18 protein-coding genes and 1 riboswitch are annotated in these 17346 nt (G+C 70.9%); of the genes, 9 read left to right on the top strand and 9 right to left on the bottom strand.

Going from position 1 to position 17346, the window contains the following annotated elements; translation table 11 throughout:
* Nucleotides 1–5: 5 nt before the first annotated feature.
* Together B5D60_RS03250 and B5D60_RS03245 are read left to right on the top strand one after the other, a co-directional pair.
* Nucleotides 6–539: a flavin reductase family protein gene (locus B5D60_RS03250; protein ID WP_078698826.1), complete on the top strand. Its 534-nt coding sequence runs from the start codon at nt 6–8 to the stop codon at nt 537–539.
* On the top strand, nt 536–2233 hold the full coding sequence (locus B5D60_RS03245) for a VanW family protein (protein ID WP_078698825.1): 1698 nt from the start codon (nt 536–538) through the stop codon (nt 2231–2233). Before B5D60_RS03250 ends, B5D60_RS03245 begins: the two co-directional genes overlap by 4 nt.
* A 112-nt stretch (nt 2234–2345) precedes the next feature.
* Here the strand turns inward: B5D60_RS03245 and B5D60_RS03240 are convergent, their stop codons facing one another.
* The gene (locus tag B5D60_RS03240) at nt 2346–3251 is read right to left on the bottom strand and encodes a GNAT family N-acetyltransferase (protein WP_078698824.1); all 906 of its coding nucleotides are present in this window, start codon (nt 3249–3251) and stop codon (nt 2346–2348) included.
* An 85-nt stretch (nt 3252–3336) separates the two neighbouring features.
* Between B5D60_RS03240 and fdxA the strand changes: the two genes are divergently transcribed.
* Both fdxA and dapC read left to right on the top strand, forming a co-directional pair.
* Complete coding sequence (gene fdxA, locus B5D60_RS03235) at nt 3337–3660, top strand: ferredoxin (RefSeq protein WP_078698823.1); 324 nt, start codon at nt 3337–3339, stop codon at nt 3658–3660.
* A 17-nt stretch (nt 3661–3677) separates the two neighbouring features.
* Nucleotides 3678–4763, top strand: coding sequence for a succinyldiaminopimelate transaminase (dapC, locus tag B5D60_RS03230; protein ID WP_231948958.1), 1086 nt, complete (start codon nt 3678–3680; stop codon nt 4761–4763).
* Here dapC and B5D60_RS03225 read toward each other — a convergent pair whose 3' ends face one another.
* Complete coding sequence (locus B5D60_RS03225; protein WP_078698821.1) at nt 4764–5912, bottom strand: ROK family transcriptional regulator; 1149 nt, start codon at nt 5910–5912, stop codon at nt 4764–4766.
* A gap of 190 nt (nt 5913–6102) precedes the next feature.
* Here B5D60_RS03225 and B5D60_RS03220 point away from each other — a divergent pair, with 190 nt between their 5' ends.
* The 5 genes from B5D60_RS03220 to B5D60_RS03200 all read left to right on the top strand — a co-directional run bounded on the left by B5D60_RS03220 (nt 6103) and on the right by B5D60_RS03200 (nt 11209).
* A complete protein-coding gene (locus B5D60_RS03220) occupies nt 6103–7137 on the top strand; it encodes a substrate-binding domain-containing protein (RefSeq protein WP_078701255.1) in 1035 nt (344 codons plus the stop codon).
* 76 nt (nt 7138–7213) lie between these two features.
* Nucleotides 7214–8029, top strand: a complete 816-nt coding sequence (locus B5D60_RS03215; RefSeq protein ID WP_078698820.1) for an ATP-binding cassette domain-containing protein — start codon at nt 7214–7216, stop codon at nt 8027–8029.
* Nucleotides 8026–9252 carry a sugar ABC transporter permease gene (locus B5D60_RS03210; RefSeq protein ID WP_078698819.1) on the top strand — a complete coding sequence of 409 codons (1227 nt, stop codon included), beginning with the start codon at nt 8026–8028 and terminating at the stop codon, nt 9250–9252. The genes B5D60_RS03215 and B5D60_RS03210 overlap by 4 nt, the downstream gene beginning before the upstream one ends.
* Nucleotides 9253–9402: 150 nt before the next feature.
* Nucleotides 9403–10329 (top strand): ATP-binding cassette domain-containing protein, encoded by a 927-nt coding sequence (locus B5D60_RS03205; RefSeq protein ID WP_078698818.1) that lies wholly within the window; start codon nt 9403–9405, stop codon nt 10327–10329.
* A 76-nt stretch (nt 10330–10405) separates the two neighbouring features.
* Nucleotides 10406–11209, top strand: a complete 804-nt coding sequence (locus B5D60_RS03200; RefSeq protein WP_078698817.1) for an ABC transporter permease subunit — start codon at nt 10406–10408, stop codon at nt 11207–11209.
* A gap of 123 nt (nt 11210–11332) precedes the next feature.
* On the opposite strand, the gene B5D60_RS03195 is transcribed toward B5D60_RS03200, so the two are convergent.
* The 7 genes from B5D60_RS03195 to B5D60_RS03165 form a co-directional block, all read right to left on the bottom strand.
* Nucleotides 11333–12157 (bottom strand): hypothetical protein, encoded by an 825-nt coding sequence (locus B5D60_RS03195; RefSeq protein WP_078698816.1) that lies wholly within the window; start codon nt 12155–12157, stop codon nt 11333–11335.
* Nucleotides 12157–13098 carry a 2,3,4,5-tetrahydropyridine-2,6-dicarboxylate N-succinyltransferase gene (gene dapD, locus B5D60_RS03190; RefSeq protein ID WP_078698815.1) on the bottom strand — a complete coding sequence of 314 codons (942 nt, stop codon included), beginning with the start codon at nt 13096–13098 and terminating at the stop codon, nt 12157–12159. Before dapD ends, B5D60_RS03195 begins: the two co-directional genes overlap by 1 nt.
* A 10-nt stretch (nt 13099–13108) precedes the next feature.
* Complete coding sequence (locus B5D60_RS03185; RefSeq protein WP_231948957.1) at nt 13109–13765, bottom strand: (2Fe-2S) ferredoxin domain-containing protein; 657 nt, start codon at nt 13763–13765, stop codon at nt 13109–13111.
* Nucleotides 13762–14532: an ABC transporter ATP-binding protein gene (locus B5D60_RS03180; protein ID WP_078698813.1), complete on the bottom strand. Its 771-nt coding sequence runs from the start codon at nt 14530–14532 to the stop codon at nt 13762–13764. The genes B5D60_RS03185 and B5D60_RS03180 overlap by 4 nt, the downstream gene beginning before the upstream one ends.
* Nucleotides 14529–15497, bottom strand: coding sequence for a FecCD family ABC transporter permease (locus B5D60_RS03175; protein ID WP_078701254.1), 969 nt, complete (start codon nt 15495–15497; stop codon nt 14529–14531). Before B5D60_RS03175 ends, B5D60_RS03180 begins: the two co-directional genes overlap by 4 nt.
* 85 nt (nt 15498–15582) lie before the next feature.
* On the bottom strand, nt 15583–16593 hold the full coding sequence (locus tag B5D60_RS03170) for an ABC transporter substrate-binding protein (protein ID WP_078698812.1): 1011 nt from the start codon (nt 16591–16593) through the stop codon (nt 15583–15585).
* A gap of 58 nt (nt 16594–16651) precedes the next feature.
* A riboswitch (cobalamin riboswitch) is annotated at nt 16652–16831 on the bottom strand.
* A 31-nt stretch (nt 16832–16862) separates the two neighbouring features.
* Nucleotides 16863–17324: a tRNA (cytidine(34)-2'-O)-methyltransferase gene (locus tag B5D60_RS03165; protein ID WP_078698811.1), complete on the bottom strand. Its 462-nt coding sequence runs from the start codon at nt 17322–17324 to the stop codon at nt 16863–16865.
* Nucleotides 17325–17346 lie beyond the last annotated feature (22 nt).

The following is a 17346-nucleotide window of genomic DNA, read 5'->3' as shown; positions in this document are numbered from 1 at the left end:
GGCGGGTGGAGAAGTCCGTCGATCAAGCTGCTTTCCGGGGTGCGCTGTCGCGATTCGCCAGCGGAGTGACCGTCGTGTCCACCCAGCACGACGGCATCGATCACGCCATGACCGCGAGCGCGTTCACGTCCGTGTCCCTCATTCCCCCGCTCGTCCTGGTGTGCTCGAACAAGGGCAGTCGCTTCCACGACGCCGTCCGCGAGTCGCGCCGGTGGGGCGTCTCGATCCTGTCCGAGCACGGCCGTGAGACCTCGGCCTGGTTCGCCCATCGTGGCCGCCCGCTCGACACGCAGTTCGCCGGCATCGAGCATCACCGCAGCCCGGGTGGCCTGCCGTTGCTCGACGACGCCCTGGCCTGGCTCGAGTGCGAGACCGAGGCCGAGCACGACGGCGGCGACCACCTGATCCTCATCGGGCGCGTCACGTGGGCGCAGTACCAGGACGAGACCGACGACCCGCTGCTGTACTACCGCTCGCACTACGGCTCGATCATCCGCCAGGACGACTCCGAGAAGACCGTCTACCGAGGGGGCGCATGAGTCGCCGTCGCGGGCTGATCGCCCTCGGCGCCGTCGTGTCCGTGCTCGCGATCGCCTACGTTGCCGGCTACGTGATGACCGGCCAGCGCCTGCCCGCCGACACCTCGATCGCCGGGGTGGACGTCGGCGGCATGAGCCCCGACGCCGCGGAGGACGCCCTCACGCAGGGTCTGGCCGATCGCGTCGACGAGCCGATCGTCGCCACGTTCGAGGATCGCGAGATCGAGATCCAGCCCACGCAGGCCGGTCTCGCGGTGGACGTCCCCGCCAGCGTCAAGTCCGCCGGTGGCCGGTCGTGGGACCCGCGCGACATGATCGCCCTCGTCGCCGGCGGCTCCGCCCACGATCCCGTGCTCGACGTGGACACCGCGAAGCTCTCCGCAGCCGTCGCGTCGATCGCCGAGACGGTCGACCAGCCGGTCGTGGAGGCGCAGATCACCTTTCCCGACGCGAAGCCCAAGGCGCGCCGACCGAAGGCCGGCAACGAGGTCCCGCAGGACGAGTTCGCCGCGGAGATCCGGGACGCGTGGCTGACCACCGACGAGCCCGTCGAGGTCCCCGTGGAGTCCGTCGCCCCGGCCGTCGACGTGGCCGGACTGCGCCAGGCCCTGCGCGACATCGCTGAGCCGGCCGTCGCCGGCCCCGTGGCGCTGAAGGTGGGCGACTCCACGGTCGACCTGCCCGTCACCGCCTATGCGCCCGCACTGTCGGTGGTGGTCAGCGACGGGACGATGGTCCCGGTCGTCGACGCGAAGGACCTGGCGAAGCCGCTCACCAGCTCCACCACGGGCATCGGCAAGCGCGCGGTCGACGCCTCGTTCCGCTTCGAGGGCGGCAAGGCCGTGGTCGTGCCCAGCAAGGCCGGCGTCGGCCTGGATCCCGACACCATGGCGAAGCAGCTGGTTCCGGTGCTGACGAAGACCGGCGCCGCTCGCTCGATCACGGTCGAGGCCAGCGCGGTGCAGCCCGAGTTCACCACGAAGGACGCCCAGGCCCTCGGCATCAAGGAGAAGATCGGCAGCTTCACCACCGAGTACCCGCACGCCGACTACCGCAACACCAACCAGGCCGAGGCCGCCCGCCGCATCGACGGCGTCATCCTCGAGCCGGGCGAGACCTTCAGCTTCAACGACATCGTCGGCGAGCGGACGGCGGCCAACGGGTTCGTCGCGGGCTTCGTCATCAACGGGGGAGTGTTCCGCGAGGAGCTGGGCGGTGGCGTCTCGCAGGTCGCCACCACGGCGTACAACGCGGCGTTCTTCTCCGGCCTCGACGACATCGAGCACCATCCGCACGCCTTCTACATCGACCGCTACCCGGTGGGCCGCGAGGCGACGATCTACTACGGCAGCCTCGACCTGCGGTTCCGCAACCCCTACAAGACCGGCGTCGTCATCCGCGCCTGGGTCGACAAGAGCACCCCGGGCACGGTCGGCCGGATGAACGTGGAGATGTACGGCACGAAGGTCTACACGGTGAAGTCGCGCTCGAGCGAGCGCTACAACTTCCGCGAGCCCGGCACGCAGTACGACGACACCGACGCGTGCGTCAGCCAGGCCCCGGTCACCGGCTTCGACATCGACATCCACCGCGACTTCTACCAGGGCGGCAAGCGCGTCAAGACCGAGAAGGACACCGCCTACTACCAGGCGGCCGATCGCGTCATCTGCGGCAAGAAGCCCAAGGCCGACTGACCTCGCGCAGACGGTGATCTCGATACACCGTCTCGCAAGCTCGCCGGCACTCGATCACCGGTGGTTGAGTAGCACGGCGAGGAACGAGCCGGCATATCGAAACCACCGCGGGTCAGCCGGGTGTGAGGTAGCGGTACGCGTGGTGCGTCGTGAAGCCGTAGGGCTCGTAGAGCGCGAGGGCGGGGGCGTTGTCGCGCATCGTCTGCAGGTAGGCCTTGTCGGCGCCGTGGGCGACGGCCCAGGCCAGCGAGGTCTCGACGATGCGCCGGGCCAGTCCGCGGCGCCGGTGGGCGGGGTTGACCTCCACGGCGGCCAGCCCGGCCCACTCGCCGGTCACCACCACGCGCCCGATCGCCACGTCGCCGATCGACACGAACCCCACGGTCGCGGGCCCCTCCATCACGGCGCGCGCGGCGGCGGGATCGCGAACGCGCCCGTAGAGCGCCAACCACGCGTCGGTGGCGTGATCGCGGACGACTGCCTCGGGGTCCGGCTCGGGTGCCGAGCGCAGGTCGGCCACCTGCACGATCGCGCCCGGGGGCTGGTCGACCACACCGGTCCAGCCCGCCGCCACGAACCGCCGGTGCCAGGGCGAGTCCTCGACCAGCTGCACGAGCGGCCGCAGGCCGCGCGTCGTGTAGAAGTCGATGACCGCGCCGAACGGATCCTCCACGCCGGAGTCGCCGTGCACGGCTGCGGAGTTCGCCCGGCCGGTGAACCCGTCCGACGCCCGCAGCTCCCAGTCGCCCAGCGGCGCGGACTCGACGGCGGGCCAGCCGCGCGACGTGATCCGGGTGAGGTCCTCGGGGGAGACGGCGGTGGCAGGACGGGTGCGCACGGGCCGATCCGGGACCACGCGCATCGCCAGGACCGTGCCCGCGGGAACGAACGCGAGGTCGCCGTCGCGCCGCTCGATGCGCAGCCCGTCGGGGTCGGCGCTGAGCACGCGGCCGACGACGTCGCGCACCCCACCCGCCGCACGATGCCGCACGGAGACGCGGCGTCCGACCAGATCCACGACGCCACGATCTCATGAGGCGAACCCGCCCAGCGCGACTCGGGTCGGGCACGCGATACTGGAGCAGAACCGAAGGAGCAAGCCCGTGACGTATGTGATCGCCCAGCCGTGTGTCGACATCAAGGACCGTGCCTGTGTGGACGAGTGCCCGGTCGACTGCATCTATGAGGGCAACCGCATGCTCTACATCCAGCCCGACGAGTGCGTGGACTGCGGCGCCTGCGAGCCGGTCTGCCCGGTCGAGGCGATCTTCTACGAGGACGACACCCCGGACGAGTGGAAGGACTACTACGACGCGAACGTGCACTTCTTCGACGACCTCGGCTCGCCCGGCGGCGCGGCGAAGATGGGCGTGATCGACGACGACCACCCGCTCATCAAGGCGCTGCCCCCGCAGAACCAGGAGTGACGGTGCCAGGCGTCCGGGTGTCGGAACGGTTCCCCGACTTCCCCTGGGACACGATCGCCGCCGCCAAGGCCCGCGCGGCCGAGCACCCCGACGGACTCGTCGACCTCTCGATCGGCACCCCGGTCGACCCGACCCCCGAGGTCGCGCGGCAGGCCCTGATCGCCGCCGCCGACTCGCCGGGGTACCCCACGGTCCTGGGGCCTGAATCGCTGCGCCGCGCGGTCGTCGACTGGCTCGAGCGCCGCTTCGCGATCACGGGGGTGGGCACTGAGAACGTGCTCGCCACGATCGGCAGCAAGGAGCTCATCGCCAACCTGTGCGTGCAGCTCGGCGTCAGTCCCGGCGACGTCGTCGGACTCCCGGAGACGGCCTACCCGACCTACGCCGTGAGCGCCGCGTACGCGGGCGCCACCGCGATCCCCACGGACTCGCGCGTCGCGTTCGGTCCGCAGCGGCCGAAGCTGGTCTTCATCAACTTCCCCGCGAACCCGCACGGTCGCGTCGTGGGGCGCGAGCACCTCAAGGCGTGGGTGGACTTCTGCCGCGAGTCAGGCGCGCTGCTCGTGAGCGACGAGTGCTACCTGGAGTTCGTCTGGGAGGGCGAGCCGGTCTCGGTGCTCGACCCCGAGGTCAACGGCGGGTCGCTCGACGGCATCATCGCGCTGCACTCGCTCTCGAAGCGGTCCAACATGGCCGGCTACCGCGACGCGTTCGTCGTGGGCGACAGGTCGGTGGTCGCCGAACTGCTGGCCGTGCGCAAGCACCTGGGCTTCATGCTGCCCACGCCGGTGGCCGCCGCGATGCAGGCCGCCCTGGGCGACGACGTCCACGTCGACGAGCAGCGCGAGCGGTACCTCGCGCGCCGCTCCACGCTGCGCGCCGCGCTGGAGGGCGCGGGCTTCCGCATCGACCACTCGCAGGGGTCGCTCTACCTGTGGGCCACCCGCGGGGAGCCGTGCCGCGAGACGGTGGACTGGCTCGCCGATCGCGGCATCCTCGTCGCACCGGGTGACTTCTACGGGGCCACGGGCTCGCACCACGTGCGGTTCGCGTTCACGGCCACCGACGAGCGCATCGCCGCCGCGGCGGCCCGGCTGGCCTGATCAGCCCGGCAGCTCGACGGCCTCGAGGGCCATCAGCACGCTGCCCACGCACGAGGGGCGCCCGGTCAGTTCCGAGCCGGTGACCCGCACCTCGCGGGCGACCGGGGTCAGGGCGTGGCGGCGCATCGAGGCCCGGACCTCGTCCAGCAGCAGGTCGCCGGCGGCCGCCAGGTCGCCTCCGATCACGACGACCTCGGGGCCCAGCAGGTTCGCGACCGCCGCGACGGCCTCACCGAGGTGGCGGCCGGCGTCCTCGATCAGTCGGCGGGCGCCCTGGTCGCCGCGCAGGGCCCGCTCGACGAACCCCGGAACGTCCAGCTCTCCGCCGGTGGGGGCGTACTGGGCGATGAGGGCCGCGCCGCCGACATAGGCCTCGAGGCAGCCGCGGCTGCCGCACCGGCACAGGGGACCGGACTCGTCAATAGTCAGGTGACCGAGTTCGCCGGCGGTGCCGAGGCCCCCGTGGTGGATCCGGCCGTCCAGGACGAGCCCGCAGCCGACGCCCGACGCGATCTTGATGTAGACGAGGTCCTGATGACCGCGCCCGGCGCCCAGCCTCCACTCGGCCAGGGCGCTGAGGTTGGCGTCGTTGTCGACGACGGTGGTGCGCTCGAAGACCTTCTCGGCGGCGGCGCGGGCCTCCACGCCGACCCACCCGGGCAGGATCGAGCCGGAGTCGATGATCCCGTCGCGACCGATCGGGGCGGGGATCGCCATGCCCACCGCGCGCAGGCTGTCGTGGCCGAGGCCGGCCGACCCGAGCAGGTCGTCGATCATCGTGCGGGCCAGGGCCAACGAGCCGTCGCTCGGGGCGTCCGGCGCGAGGGGGGCCAGGCGCGAGTCGCTGATCTCGCCGCCGAGATCGGCCAGCGCGACCTGCAGGTGGGCGTGGCCGAAGTCCACGCCCGCCACGACGCCGGCACCGCGCGAGACCGTGACGGTCGCGCCACGGCGCCCGGCACCGCCTTCGGACTGCAGGAAGCCGGCGGCCACGAGCTCGCGGATGATGCCCGACACGGTGGCCGGGGCCAGTTGCGTCCGGCGGGCGATCTGGGCCTGGCTGAGGCCACCGGCCTCGCGTACCGCCTGTACGACCCGACTCTGGTTGGAGGCGCGCAGGGCGGCGGTCGAGCCGGGGCTGGTGGACATGGCGTCCACTGTGACTGACGTCGCAGTTGTCGTCAAGACCTGAAGGCAACGTCATGCCTTACGGTGTAGCGACCGGATTTGCGTTCATCTCTTGACGTCAAAGTTGTGACGTAGTTCACTGGTCATGCCCCACGCCGACGTGGGGTCGACATTTCTTGGAGGAACTGTGAACACCATCTCCCGTGTCGCCATGGTGACGGCGACCCTGACGATCGGCCTCGGCAGCCTCGCTGCTTGCGGCTCCAACGACGACGGCGACAGCGGCTCGGACGAGGGCAAGACCATCGCTCTCCTGCTTCCCGAGACCAAGACCACCCGTTACGAGAGCTTCGACAAGCCGCTCTTCGAGGCCAAGGTCAAGGAGCTGTGCGACGACTGCAAGGTCGACTACCTCAACGCCGACCAGGACGCGTCCAAGCAGCAGCAGCAGGCCCAGTCCGCGATCACCAACGGCGCGTCCGTGCTGGTGCTCGACCCGGTCGACGGCAAGGCCGCGACCACGATCGTCAAGTCCGCCCAGGGCTCCGACGTGCCGGTCGTCGCGTACGACCGCTTCATCGAGGGCGCCGACTACTACATCTCCTTCGACAACGAGCGAGTCGGCCAGATGCAGGGCGAGGCCCTCGTGGAGGCCACCGGCGACAAGGGCGACATCCTCATGCTGAACGGCTCGCCCACCGACCCGAACGCCGCGCAGTTCAAGAAGGGCGCGCACTCGGTGCTCGACGCCAGCGGCCTGAACATCGTGGCCGAGTACGACAACCCCGACTGGAGCCCGGACAACGCCCAGAAGTTCACCAGCTCGCAGTTCAACAAGGTCGACCCGGGCGACCTGGCCGGGGTGTACGCCGCCAACGACGGCCAGGCCGGTGGCGTGTTCGCCGCGTTCAAATCCGCCGGCGCCGGCGACGTCCCGCCGATCACCGGGCAGGACGCCGAGCTCGCCGCGATCCAGCGCATCATCGCCGGTCAGCAGTTCATGACCGTCTACAAGCCGATCAAGGCCGAGGCCGAGCAGGCCGCCGAGCTGGCCGTCGACCTCGTCAACGGCGAGGACATCAGCGGCACCGAGGACTTCCAGGGCGTGCCCTCGTTCATCCTCGACCCGATCTCGGTCAAGCAGGACAACGTGGGCGACACGGTCGTCAAGGACGAGTTCTACACCGTCGACCAGATCTGCACCGCCGAGTACGCCGACGCGTGCACGAAGGCCGGTCTGTCCTGAGTGAGCCACGGTGGGGCCGGCCCGGCCGGCCCCACCGTGCTTCCTCTTCCTCACTCGTCCGACCCCAGGAATTCCCATGACCACACCCGTGCTTTCCCTGCGCGGCGTCGGCAAGCGGTTCGGTGCCGTCCAGGCGCTCACCGATGTCGACTTCGACGTGCGACCCGGCGAGGTGGTGGCGCTCGTCGGAGACAACGGCGCCGGCAAGTCCACGCTCGTCAAGATCATCTCCGGCGTCTACTCCGCCGACTCCGGCGCGATCGAGGTGGAGGGCCGCGAGGTCCAGATCCACGGTCCGAAGTCGGCCCAGGCCCTCGGCATCGCCACGGTCTTCCAGGACCTGGCCCTGGCCGACAACCTCGACGTCGTGGCCAACCTGTTCCTCGGCCAGGAGGCGACCTCCGCCGGCGTCCTCGACGAGGAGACGATGGAGTCGCGCAGCTGGGAGCTGCTGCGCCAGCTCTCCGCCAAGATCCCGTCGGTGCGCATCCCCATCGCCGCCCTGTCCGGCGGTCAGCGCCAGACCGTGGCCATCGCCCGCAGCCTGGTGGGCGAGCCGAAGATCGTCATGCTCGACGAGCCGACCGCCGCCCTCGGCGTCGCCCAGACCGCCGAGGTGCTCAACCTCATCGAGCGGCTGCGCGAGTCGGGGCTCGGCGTCGTGGTGATCTCGCACAACATGGCCGACGTGCAGGCCGTGGCCGACCGGATCTACGTCCTGCGACTGGGCCGCAACGCGGCCGAGTTCACCATCGACGAGGTCACCACCGACCAGCTGGTCGCGGCGATCACCGGCGCCTCGGACAACGTCGTGGCCGCCCGCCGCGCGCGTGCCGAGGGAGCCGACGTGTCCCCGATCCCGCAGGTCGACCTCCCCGAGGAGCAGTCATGAGTTTTGCGGACCGCGCCGACGAGCGCCTCGTCCAGGACACGTCGCCGAAGGCCCTGCTCGGCAACCTGAGCCGGCGCCTGCGATCGGGCGACCTCGGGATGATCCCCGTGATCGTCGGACTGGTCGTCATCTGGATCGTCTTCTACGCGATGAACCCGCGGTTCCTGTCGTCGCGCAACCTGGTCGAGCTGAGCCTGGACTCCGCCACGATCGGCATGATCTCGGTGGGCATCGTGCTGGTGCTGCTGCTCGGCGAGATCGACCTGTCGGTCGGATCGGTGTCGGGTCTCTCGGGATCGATCCTCGCGGTGCTGCTGGTCTACCAGGGCTGGCCGCTGCTCGGCTCGATCCTGGCTGCGCTGTGCGCGGGCCTGCTGATCGGTGTCTTCTACGGAGTGCTCTACACCCGCTTCGGCGTGCCGAGCTTCGTCATCACCCTGGCGGGACTGCTGGCCTTCCTGGGAGCCCAGCTCCAGGTGCTCGGCTCGAACGGCACGGTGAACCTGCCCGGCGACTCGGCGCTGATCGATTTCGCCAACTTCACGTTCCTGCCGCCGTGGCTCTCGTACGTCCTGGCGGGCGTCGTGGGCCTGGCGTACCTGCTCGCGCGGGTGCGGACGATCCGCCGCCGGTCCGCGGCGAACCTCTCGACCCCGGGCCTGCAGTCGGTGGTGGTGAAGGCCGTGCTGATCACGGCGGCCGTCGCCGGCGTCGCCTGGTACCTCAACATCGACCGTGGCATCGGCGCGATGCCGCTGCTGTGGGTGGGCGTCATCATCGGGATGGACTTCCTGCTGCGCCGCACCACGTGGGGCCGGCACGTGTTCTCCGTCGGCGGCAACGAGGAGGCCTCGCGTCGCGCCGGCATCGGTGTGGACCGCGTGTACATCTCGGTCTTCGCGCTGTGCTCGATGTTCGCCGCCTTCGGTGGCGTGCTGGCGGCCGGACGCCTGCAGGCCGTGAGCCAGACCAGCGGCGGCACGGACACCAACCTGATGGCGATCGCCGCCGCGGTGATCGGCGGCACCAGCCTCTTCGGCGGTCGCGGCTCGGTGTACTCGGCGCTGTTCGGGATGCTCGTGCTGCAGTCGATCACCAGCGGCCTGAACCTCGTCGGCGTCGACGCCTACGTGCGCTACATGGTCACGGGTGCCGTGCTGCTGCTGGCCGTCACCATCGACTCGCTGTCTCGCCAGGCGCGCAAGAGCAGCGGTAGCGGCTGAGCCGTCGCCGCCGCCCTGCGTCGTCCCCCCGGCACGGCGAGCGGCGCAGAATCGCCCGTCACTCACGCGGTGGCGGGCTTTTCTGCGCCACTCGCGACACGGGCTTGCACCGCTCTCGGACCAAACTGAACCTGACGTTAGGGTCGAGACATGCGAACCGAGACCGACATCGTCGTCGATCACCTGACCAAGCAGTTCGGTTCCGTCAAGGCCGTCGATGACCTGAGCTTCACCGTCCGCCCCGGCGCGGTGACCGGATTCCTCGGCCCCAACGGTGCCGGCAAGACCACCACCCTGCGCATGCTGCTGGGGCTCGTGAAGCCCACCGGCGGCCACGCCCTCATCGGCGGGAAGCGCTACGAGGAGATCCACCAGCCCGGATCCACGGTCGGCGCCGCGCTGGAGGCCTCGAGCTTCCACCCCGGCCGCACGGGCCTGGACCACCTGCGCGTCTACGCGCCCCAGGTCGGTGCCACCGACGCGCGCTGCCACGAGCTGCTGGAGCTGGTCGGCATGACCGACGCGGCCAAGCGCCGCGTCGGCGGCTACTCGATGGGCATGCGCCAGCGCCTCGGCCTGGCCTACGCGCTGCTCGGCGATCCCGAGGTGATCCTCCTCGACGAGCCGGCCAACGGTCTCGACCCGCAGGGCATCGTCTGGCTGCGTCACCTGCTGCGCGCCTTCGCCGCCGAGGGCCGCACCGTGCTGGTGTCGAGCCACGTGCTCAGCGAGGTGCAGCACACTGTCGACGACGTCGTCATCATCGCCGGCGGGCGCCTCGTGCACGCCTCGCCGCTCCAGGGCCTGCACGCCCTCGTGGAGTCCCGCGTGCGCCTGGCCGGGCCCGCGCCCGACCGCATCGAGGCGCTCGCCGCCGAGCGGAGCTGGCGCCGTGAGCCCGTGGCCGGCGGCGTGGACATCATCGACGTCCCCGCGGCCGAGGTCGGCGCCGCCGCCTTCGGCGCGGGCATCGAGGTGCACCAGCTGGCCGACGTGGGCGTCGGCCTCGAGGACGTCTTCCTGCGCCTGACCTCCAGTCCCGACGCCCCGGCGTCGCGAGGGGGTGTCGCGGCATGAGCGAGCGACAGCGAGTGAACCAAGGAGATCTCATGCCGGCGCCGACGTACTGTGCCTTTTCAAGGGAGGTGACGGCATGAGCACGGCGATCAAGGCAGAGGTGAGGAAGCTCTTCAGTACGCGTCTCTGGTGGCTGCTGGCGCTCGTGCTGGTGGCGTACCTCGTGTTCATCGGCGTCGTGATGGCGTTCTCGTTCACGGTGGACATGGGCGAGGACATGACCGGTGGCGCTGCCCTGGCGGAGGGGGAGGAGCTGGCGAAGCAGATCTACTCCCTGACCAGCCCGATCGGCTACGTCTTCCCGCTCATCATCGGCAGCCTGCTGTTCACGGGCGAGTTCCGGCACAAGACGATCACGGCGTCCCTGCTGGCCCAGCCGAACCGCTCGGTGCTGATGGCGGCGAAGCTGGTCGCCGGCCTCGTCGTCGGCGTGGTCTACGGCGTCATCGGCACGCTCTCCACGGTGCTCGGTGCGGCGCCCGTCCTGGCGTGGCGCGGCGACGGGGCGTACCTCGGCTCGAGCGACGTGCTCGTACTGCTCGGCATGTCCGTGGTCGTCATGACGATCTGGGCCATCCTGGGCACCGCGGTCGGCAGCGTGCTGACCAACCAGGTCGCCGCGATCATCGTGATCCTGGCGTTCACGCAGTTCATCGAGCCGATCGCCCGAGTGGCTCTCGGCGCGTGGGACGCCACCTCCGAGGTGGCCAAGTTCCTGCCCGGCGCGGCGGCCGACGCCGTCATGGGCTCGAGCTTCTTCGCGTCCGACGCGTCCGCCGACCTGCTGTCGCGGGGCGCAGGCGCCGCCGTGCTGCTGGGATACGTCGTGGTGTTCGTCCTGCTCGGACGCTTCATCACGCTGCGTCGCGACGTCGGCTGACCCGACTCCCGCGGCGTCCCCGGCCACTTTTGGAAACGGATGCACCTTCTTGCTCAGGCAGAAGGTGCATCCGTTTCCAAAAGTGCGGCCAGGGGGCGAGGGGGCACCCGCGCGGCGCCGGGGTCAGCGACGGACGAAGCGCACCTCGGTGCGGCTGGCGTCCTCCGTGGGCTCCCAGCCGGGCTCGCTCTGGCCGGCCTCCCAGCGCATGTCGTCGAAGGTGACCTCGCTGATGCGGAACTCGGTCGAGTTCGCGACGAGGAACTGCGCCAGCGCCCAGCCGCGCGAGTCCACGTCCTCGCCCGTGAGCGCGATCGCGCTCTGCCCCGACGAGGGGTCCGAGTCCACGCGCACGCGGCCGAACGCAGCATTGAGGTAGTCCTCGAGGTCCGCGGACGTGCTCGACTCGGTCGTCAGATCGGTCGAGCAGGCGAACGCGGCGGGGGAGAAGCCGCGCAGCGAGGAGGCGAGCACGCGCGCATCGGCCTCGTGGTCGGCGTACGCCTCGGGGAAGCCCGAGCGCTGCACGGCCTGGGCCGCGTCGGTGATCTCCATCGACTCGTAGTCGTCGAGCTTCTCCAGCGCGTCGTAGAACTTCGTGATCGAGTATTGCGGGTCGAGGATCTGCTCGACGGTGCCCCAGCCCTGCGAGGGCCGCTGCTGGAACAGGCCCACCGAGTCGCGGTCGCCGTAGTCGATGTTGCGGATCTTCGACTCCTGGTAGGCCGTCGCGATGGCGATCGTGGTGGCCCGCGGCGGCAGGCCGCGTTGCTGGGCCTTGGCCGCCATGAGGGCCGCCCACTTCGCCTGCTCGAGGTCGACCTCGACCGTGCGGTCGCCGACCGTGGCGACACAGAAGCCGCGCGCGTCGGAGCCGCTCTCGAAGACCTTGAAGACGACGAGCACGAGCGCCACCGTCGCGACGACGGTGGCGACGATCCAGCGCATCAGTTGGCGTGCAGGTCGGCGTTCAGCTCGACGCCGGTGCGGCCCCCGCGGGGACGCGCCTCGATGGCGCCGGTCTGGCTGTTGGTCAGGAAGAGGATGCCGTCCGAGCCCGACAGCTCGGCCGCCTTCACCACGGTGCCGTCGGGCAGCGTGACCTTGGAGCCGGCGGTGACATAGGTGCCCGCGGCGACGACGCAGTCGTTGCCCAGCGAGATGCCGATGCCCGCGTTGGCGCCGATGAGGCAGTTCTCGCCGACGCTGACGACCTCCTTGCCGCCGCCGGACAGGGTGCCCATGATCGAGGCGCCGCCGCCGACGTCGGACCCGTGGCCCACGACGACGCCGGCCGAGATGCGGCCCTCGACCATCGCGTGCCCGAGCGTGCCGGCGTTGAAGTTGACGAAGCCCTCGTGCATGACGGTGGTGCCCTCGGCCAGGTGCGCCCCGAGGCGCACGCGGTCCGCGTCACCGATGCGCACGCCGGTGGGCACGACGTAGTCGGTCATGCGCGGGAACTTGTCCACGCTGGTGACCGCGACGGTGAGCCCGGCGGCGCGGGCATGGGCGCGCACGTCCTCGAAGGCCTCCACCGGGCACGGGCCGATGGTGGTCCAGACGACGTTGCTGAGCAGTCCGAAGACGCCGTCGAGGTTCTGCCCGTGCGGCTGCACGAGGCGGTGCGACAGCAGGTGCAGGCGCAGGTAGACGTCGTACGCGTCGGTGGGCGCGGCGTCCAGGTCGGCGATCTCGGTGTGCACCACGCGGGTCTCGACCCCGCGGATCGCGTCCTCGCGAGCGGCGGCCACCAGGGCGGACGGCTCGGTGGTGGTCTCCGGGGCGGAGCCGAGCAGGGGCTGCGGGTACCAGACGTCCAGGACGGTGCCGTCGGGCGTGACGGTGGCCAGGCCCCAGGCGTGGGCGGATCGGGGGGAGTCGCTCATGTGCCCAAGGCTATCGAGCCACCTCGCGCGGCAGGACTCCCGGCAGCACGGTGCCGGCCAGGAGATGGTCATCCACGAGCTGCCGGGCGCGCTCGTGGTCGACCTGCCCGTACCAGGTGTCATCGGGATGGACGACGACCACGGGTGCGTGGTTGCACGGGAACAGGCAGCCGGTCTGGGTCACCAGGACCTCGTCGTCACCCAGTCCTCGCTCGGCGAGCGTGTCGGCCAGGGCCGATGCCGTCTGCGCCGCGCCTCGGGCGGTGCAGCGAGGTCCGCGGCACACGAGGACGTGGTGGCGATGCGCGGGCACGCTCTCCCACGCAGGCGACTGCAGGGGCGCCTCACGGCCGGTGACGGCTCGTCCCGCGACGAGCACCTCGGTTCCCGGCCGCTCGCGCACCCAGTGTGCTGCGACCCGGCGCAGCCACGACCGTGCCGGCGTCGTGGCACCCACGGGTGCGCGCACCAGACGGATGCGCGAGACGCCCCCGTCGGCGAGGCGGTCGAGCTCGTCGACCAGTGCCGGAGCCCCCTGCTGCAGGTAGGCGACGGTCGCGCCGATGGCGGCGCCGAGCTCGTCGAGCTGTGCGGCGTGGCCGTGGGCGTCGACGCCCATCGCGACGAGCATTAGGGCCTCCGTGGGCATGGCGTTCGCGTCGTTCATGCCTGGGTCCCGATCCACGTGACGCGAAGGCGGTCGGCCACGGCGTGCCGGTCCACCGCGGCCCGCACCCCGTAGACCGATGCCAGCAGCGCAGGCGTGAGGACGGTGTGCGGATCACCTCCGGCGACGACGCGACCACGCTCCATCACGACGACCTGGTCGCAGAATGCCGCCGCGAGATCGAGGTCGTGCAACGCCGCGACGGCGGTGATGCCGAGTCCACGCACGAGCTCCATGAAGCCGATCTGGTGGCCCAGGTCGAGATGATTCGTCGGCTCGTCCAGCACGAGCACGGACGGCTCCTGGGCGAGCGCCCGCGCCAGCTGGACACGCTGACGCTCTCCACCCGAGAGCGTCGACCACCGTCGATCGGCCAAGGCCTCGACCTCGCCGACCCGCATCGCCCGGGTCAGGGCGGCGTCGGTGCCGGGACGCGCCGATGGCCAGCGTCCGCGGTGCGGGATGCGCCCCAGCTCCACGACCTGCCGGACGGTCAGGTCCAGGCCGGTGTCGGCGTGCTGCTCGACCACGGCCAGGTGACGGGCTCGCTCGCGACGACGCAGCTCGTGCATGCCGCGACCGTCGAGGGTCACCGTTCCCTCGTCGGGGACCTGGGTGCCGGTCAGCAGGCGGAGCAGGGAGGTCTTGCCCGAGCCGTTGGGACCGAGCAGGCCGGTGAACGTGCCGGGCGCACACTCGATGTCGACGCCGTCGACGATGCGACGTCCGCCGGCCGACCACGCGAGTCCGTGACCTCGGAGCCTCATCGCTGCCTCCTCAGCAGGATCGCGAAGACCGGAGCCCCGACCAGTGCCGTGACGGCTCCGACCGGTACTTCGGTGCCCTCGACGATCGTGCGTGCGATCAGGTCGGCGCCGACCGCGAGGATGGCGCCGATCACCGCCGTGGCGGGCAGCAGGCGCAGGTGCAGCGGGCCGATCGCGAGACGGGCGATGTGCGGCACGACCAGCCCGATGAAGCCGATGGCGCCGACGTTGGCGACGAGCGCCGCGACGAGCAGTGACGTCAGGATCAGCAGGATCCAGCGGACGAGGACGACGTTGACGCCCAGCGAGTCCGCCGCGTGCTCGCCGAACGCGAACGCGTCGAGGTCGGACGCCATGAACATCAGGGCGACCGCGACCACGGTCGTCACGATCACGAGGAAGACCGCGGTGCTCCACCGCACGCCGCCGAAGGAGCCCAGGGTCCAGGCCAGGACGCGATGAGCGGCATTGGGCTGATCGCTCACGATCACGACGAACGCCGTGAAGGCGGCACACACCTGGGCCACCGCGACGCCGGCCAGGATCGTCCGAGCCGGCGGCAGACCTCCGGTGGGGTCGGTGGCGAGCGCCAGCACGGCCAGCAGGGCCGCGATGGCCCCGGCGAAGGCGGCGACCGTGAGCATCGCCGTGCCTCCGAGGCCGGCGACCGCGAACCCGAGGACGATCACGAGGACCGCCCCGACGGTCGCACCGGAGGAGACGCCCAGCAGGTAGGGATCGGCCAGGGCGTTGCGGGTCAGCGACTGCAGCACCACTCCGCTCATGGCCAGGCCCGCACCGGTCGCGGCGGCACCGAGCACGCGCGGCAGGCGCAGCTGCCAGACGATCTGGTCGTCCCGCAGGCTCACCTGCGAGCCCTCGATGAGCCCGAGTCGCCGGCCGATCACCGCGATGACGTCCCCGAGGGGGACATGGATCGCCCCGACGGCCAGCGCCGTCAGCATCGTCGCGACCAGGGCGACCAGCGCGACGCCGAGGAACGTCGGCGCCCCGACCCGGCGCAGGGCCGGGGCGTCCGCGACGACGGCCTCAGCGGTCAAGATCGAGCGCTTCGAGCTGCTCGGACATGTGCTGCGCGCCGTCGACCACGCGCACGCCGGGCGTCGTCTCGGAGAAGGGCAGCGTGACGAAGGCGCCCGAGCGCACCGCCGTGAGGCGACTCAGCGCCGGGTCCTTCCTGAGGAAGTCGATCTTCTCCTTCGCGGTGGACCACTCGGCATCGGCCAGCACGATCACGTCGGGATCGGCGTCGACGACGTCCTCCCACGGCACGTAGTCCCACGTGCCCTTGACGTCGGCGAACGCATTCGTGGCCCCGACCGTCTCGATGATGAGCTGAGGCGCTCCGGTGCCCGCACCGGTGTAGGGGGACTTGGTCTCGGAGTCGTACCAGAAGACCGTCAGGCCCTCGCCGGCCTGCTCGGCCGAGATGTCGGCGATCCGCTTCTTCTCGTCGGCGATGTAGCTGCGCGCCGCCTTCTCGGCGTCGAAGATCGTCGCGATGTCGCCGACCTCCTTCCAGATCTTGTCGAAGGAGGCGGGTGTCTGGTCCTTGCGCTCGATGCAGCTGGACTCCGAGACGTAGCTGGCGACGCCGAGATCCTTGAGCTCATCGCGATCACCGGCCTTGTCGGCGTCGAACGCGCTGATGTAGGAGGCGTAGGCGAAGTCGGACTCGTGCTTGAGCAGCTCCTCGCGTGACAGGGCGCCGTCGCCGAGGACGTCGATCGCGTCGTACGGCTCCTTCCACCGGTCGGCGACGGCGTCGTCGAGGCCCGTCGTGCCGATCATGTGGTCCTGCAGCCCGAGCGACAGCATCACCTCGGTGGCGCCCTGGAAGATGCTGACGGCGCGCGACGGTGCCGCGTCGTAGGTGATCTGGACGCCACAGTTCTCGACCGTGACGGGGTAGTGGTCGCTCGCGGCAGCAGCCGAGGCGTCGCTCTCGGGGGCTCCGGCGCAGGCGGCCAGGGCCACCGACGACAGCAGGAGCGTGGCCAGCACGCGGGTGGGCAGGGTGGTGCGACGGAATGGGGACATGGACCCCTCGTTTCTGTCCTGGCTCTTGTCGCGGAGCCTGATGGCGGATGTGACGCGGGGTGGAACCCCACGGCCAGCAGGTCTTCGGACTCGGGATCATCCGGACGAGGCACCTTCCCGGACACGAAGTCCAGTGGCGTGTTGCCCCGCCCGTCACCCTTACCGCTGCGCGTCAGTCCCGGGTTCGCACCGGGTTCCCTGGCTCACGAGGAGCGCGACTGGCAACCGCACCGTATCAGCGGCCGATGCGTGCCGGTCCGAGACCTTCGTCACACGCCGCCGGCGAACCCGTGCTGCCGCCACGCCTCGTAGACCGCGATCGAGGCGCAGTTGGCCAGGTTCATCGACCGGCGCGACGGCAGCATCGGCAGCCGCAGCCGGTCGGTCACGCGGTCGTCGGCGAGGACGTCCTCGGGCAGGCCGGTCGGCTCGGGCCCGAACAGCAGCACGTCGCCGGGCTCGTAGGCGACGTCGGCGTACCCCGTGGTGGCGGCTGTCGTGAACGCGAACACCCGGGCCGGCAGCAGGGCCTCGTAGGCCTGCTCCAGCGTCTCGTGCACCGTGACGACGGCGAGGTCGTGGTAGTCCAGACCGGCGCGGCGCAGCTTGCTGTCCTCGAAGTCGAAGAGCGGATCCACGAGGTGCAGGTGGCTCCCGGTGGCGGCGGCCAGCCGGATCGCGTTGCCGGTGTTGCCCGCGATCCGCGGCTCGAAGAACAGGATCCGGAACACGAACCCACAGTAGGCGCTATCA

The organism is Aeromicrobium choanae (assembly GCF_900167475.1).
In the GTDB taxonomy this organism is placed as follows: Bacteria; Actinomycetota; Actinomycetes; order Propionibacteriales; family Nocardioidaceae; genus Aeromicrobium; species Aeromicrobium choanae.
Note: the sequence above shows the minus strand (reverse complement) of the source record. Positions and strands in the feature narration are given on the sequence as shown.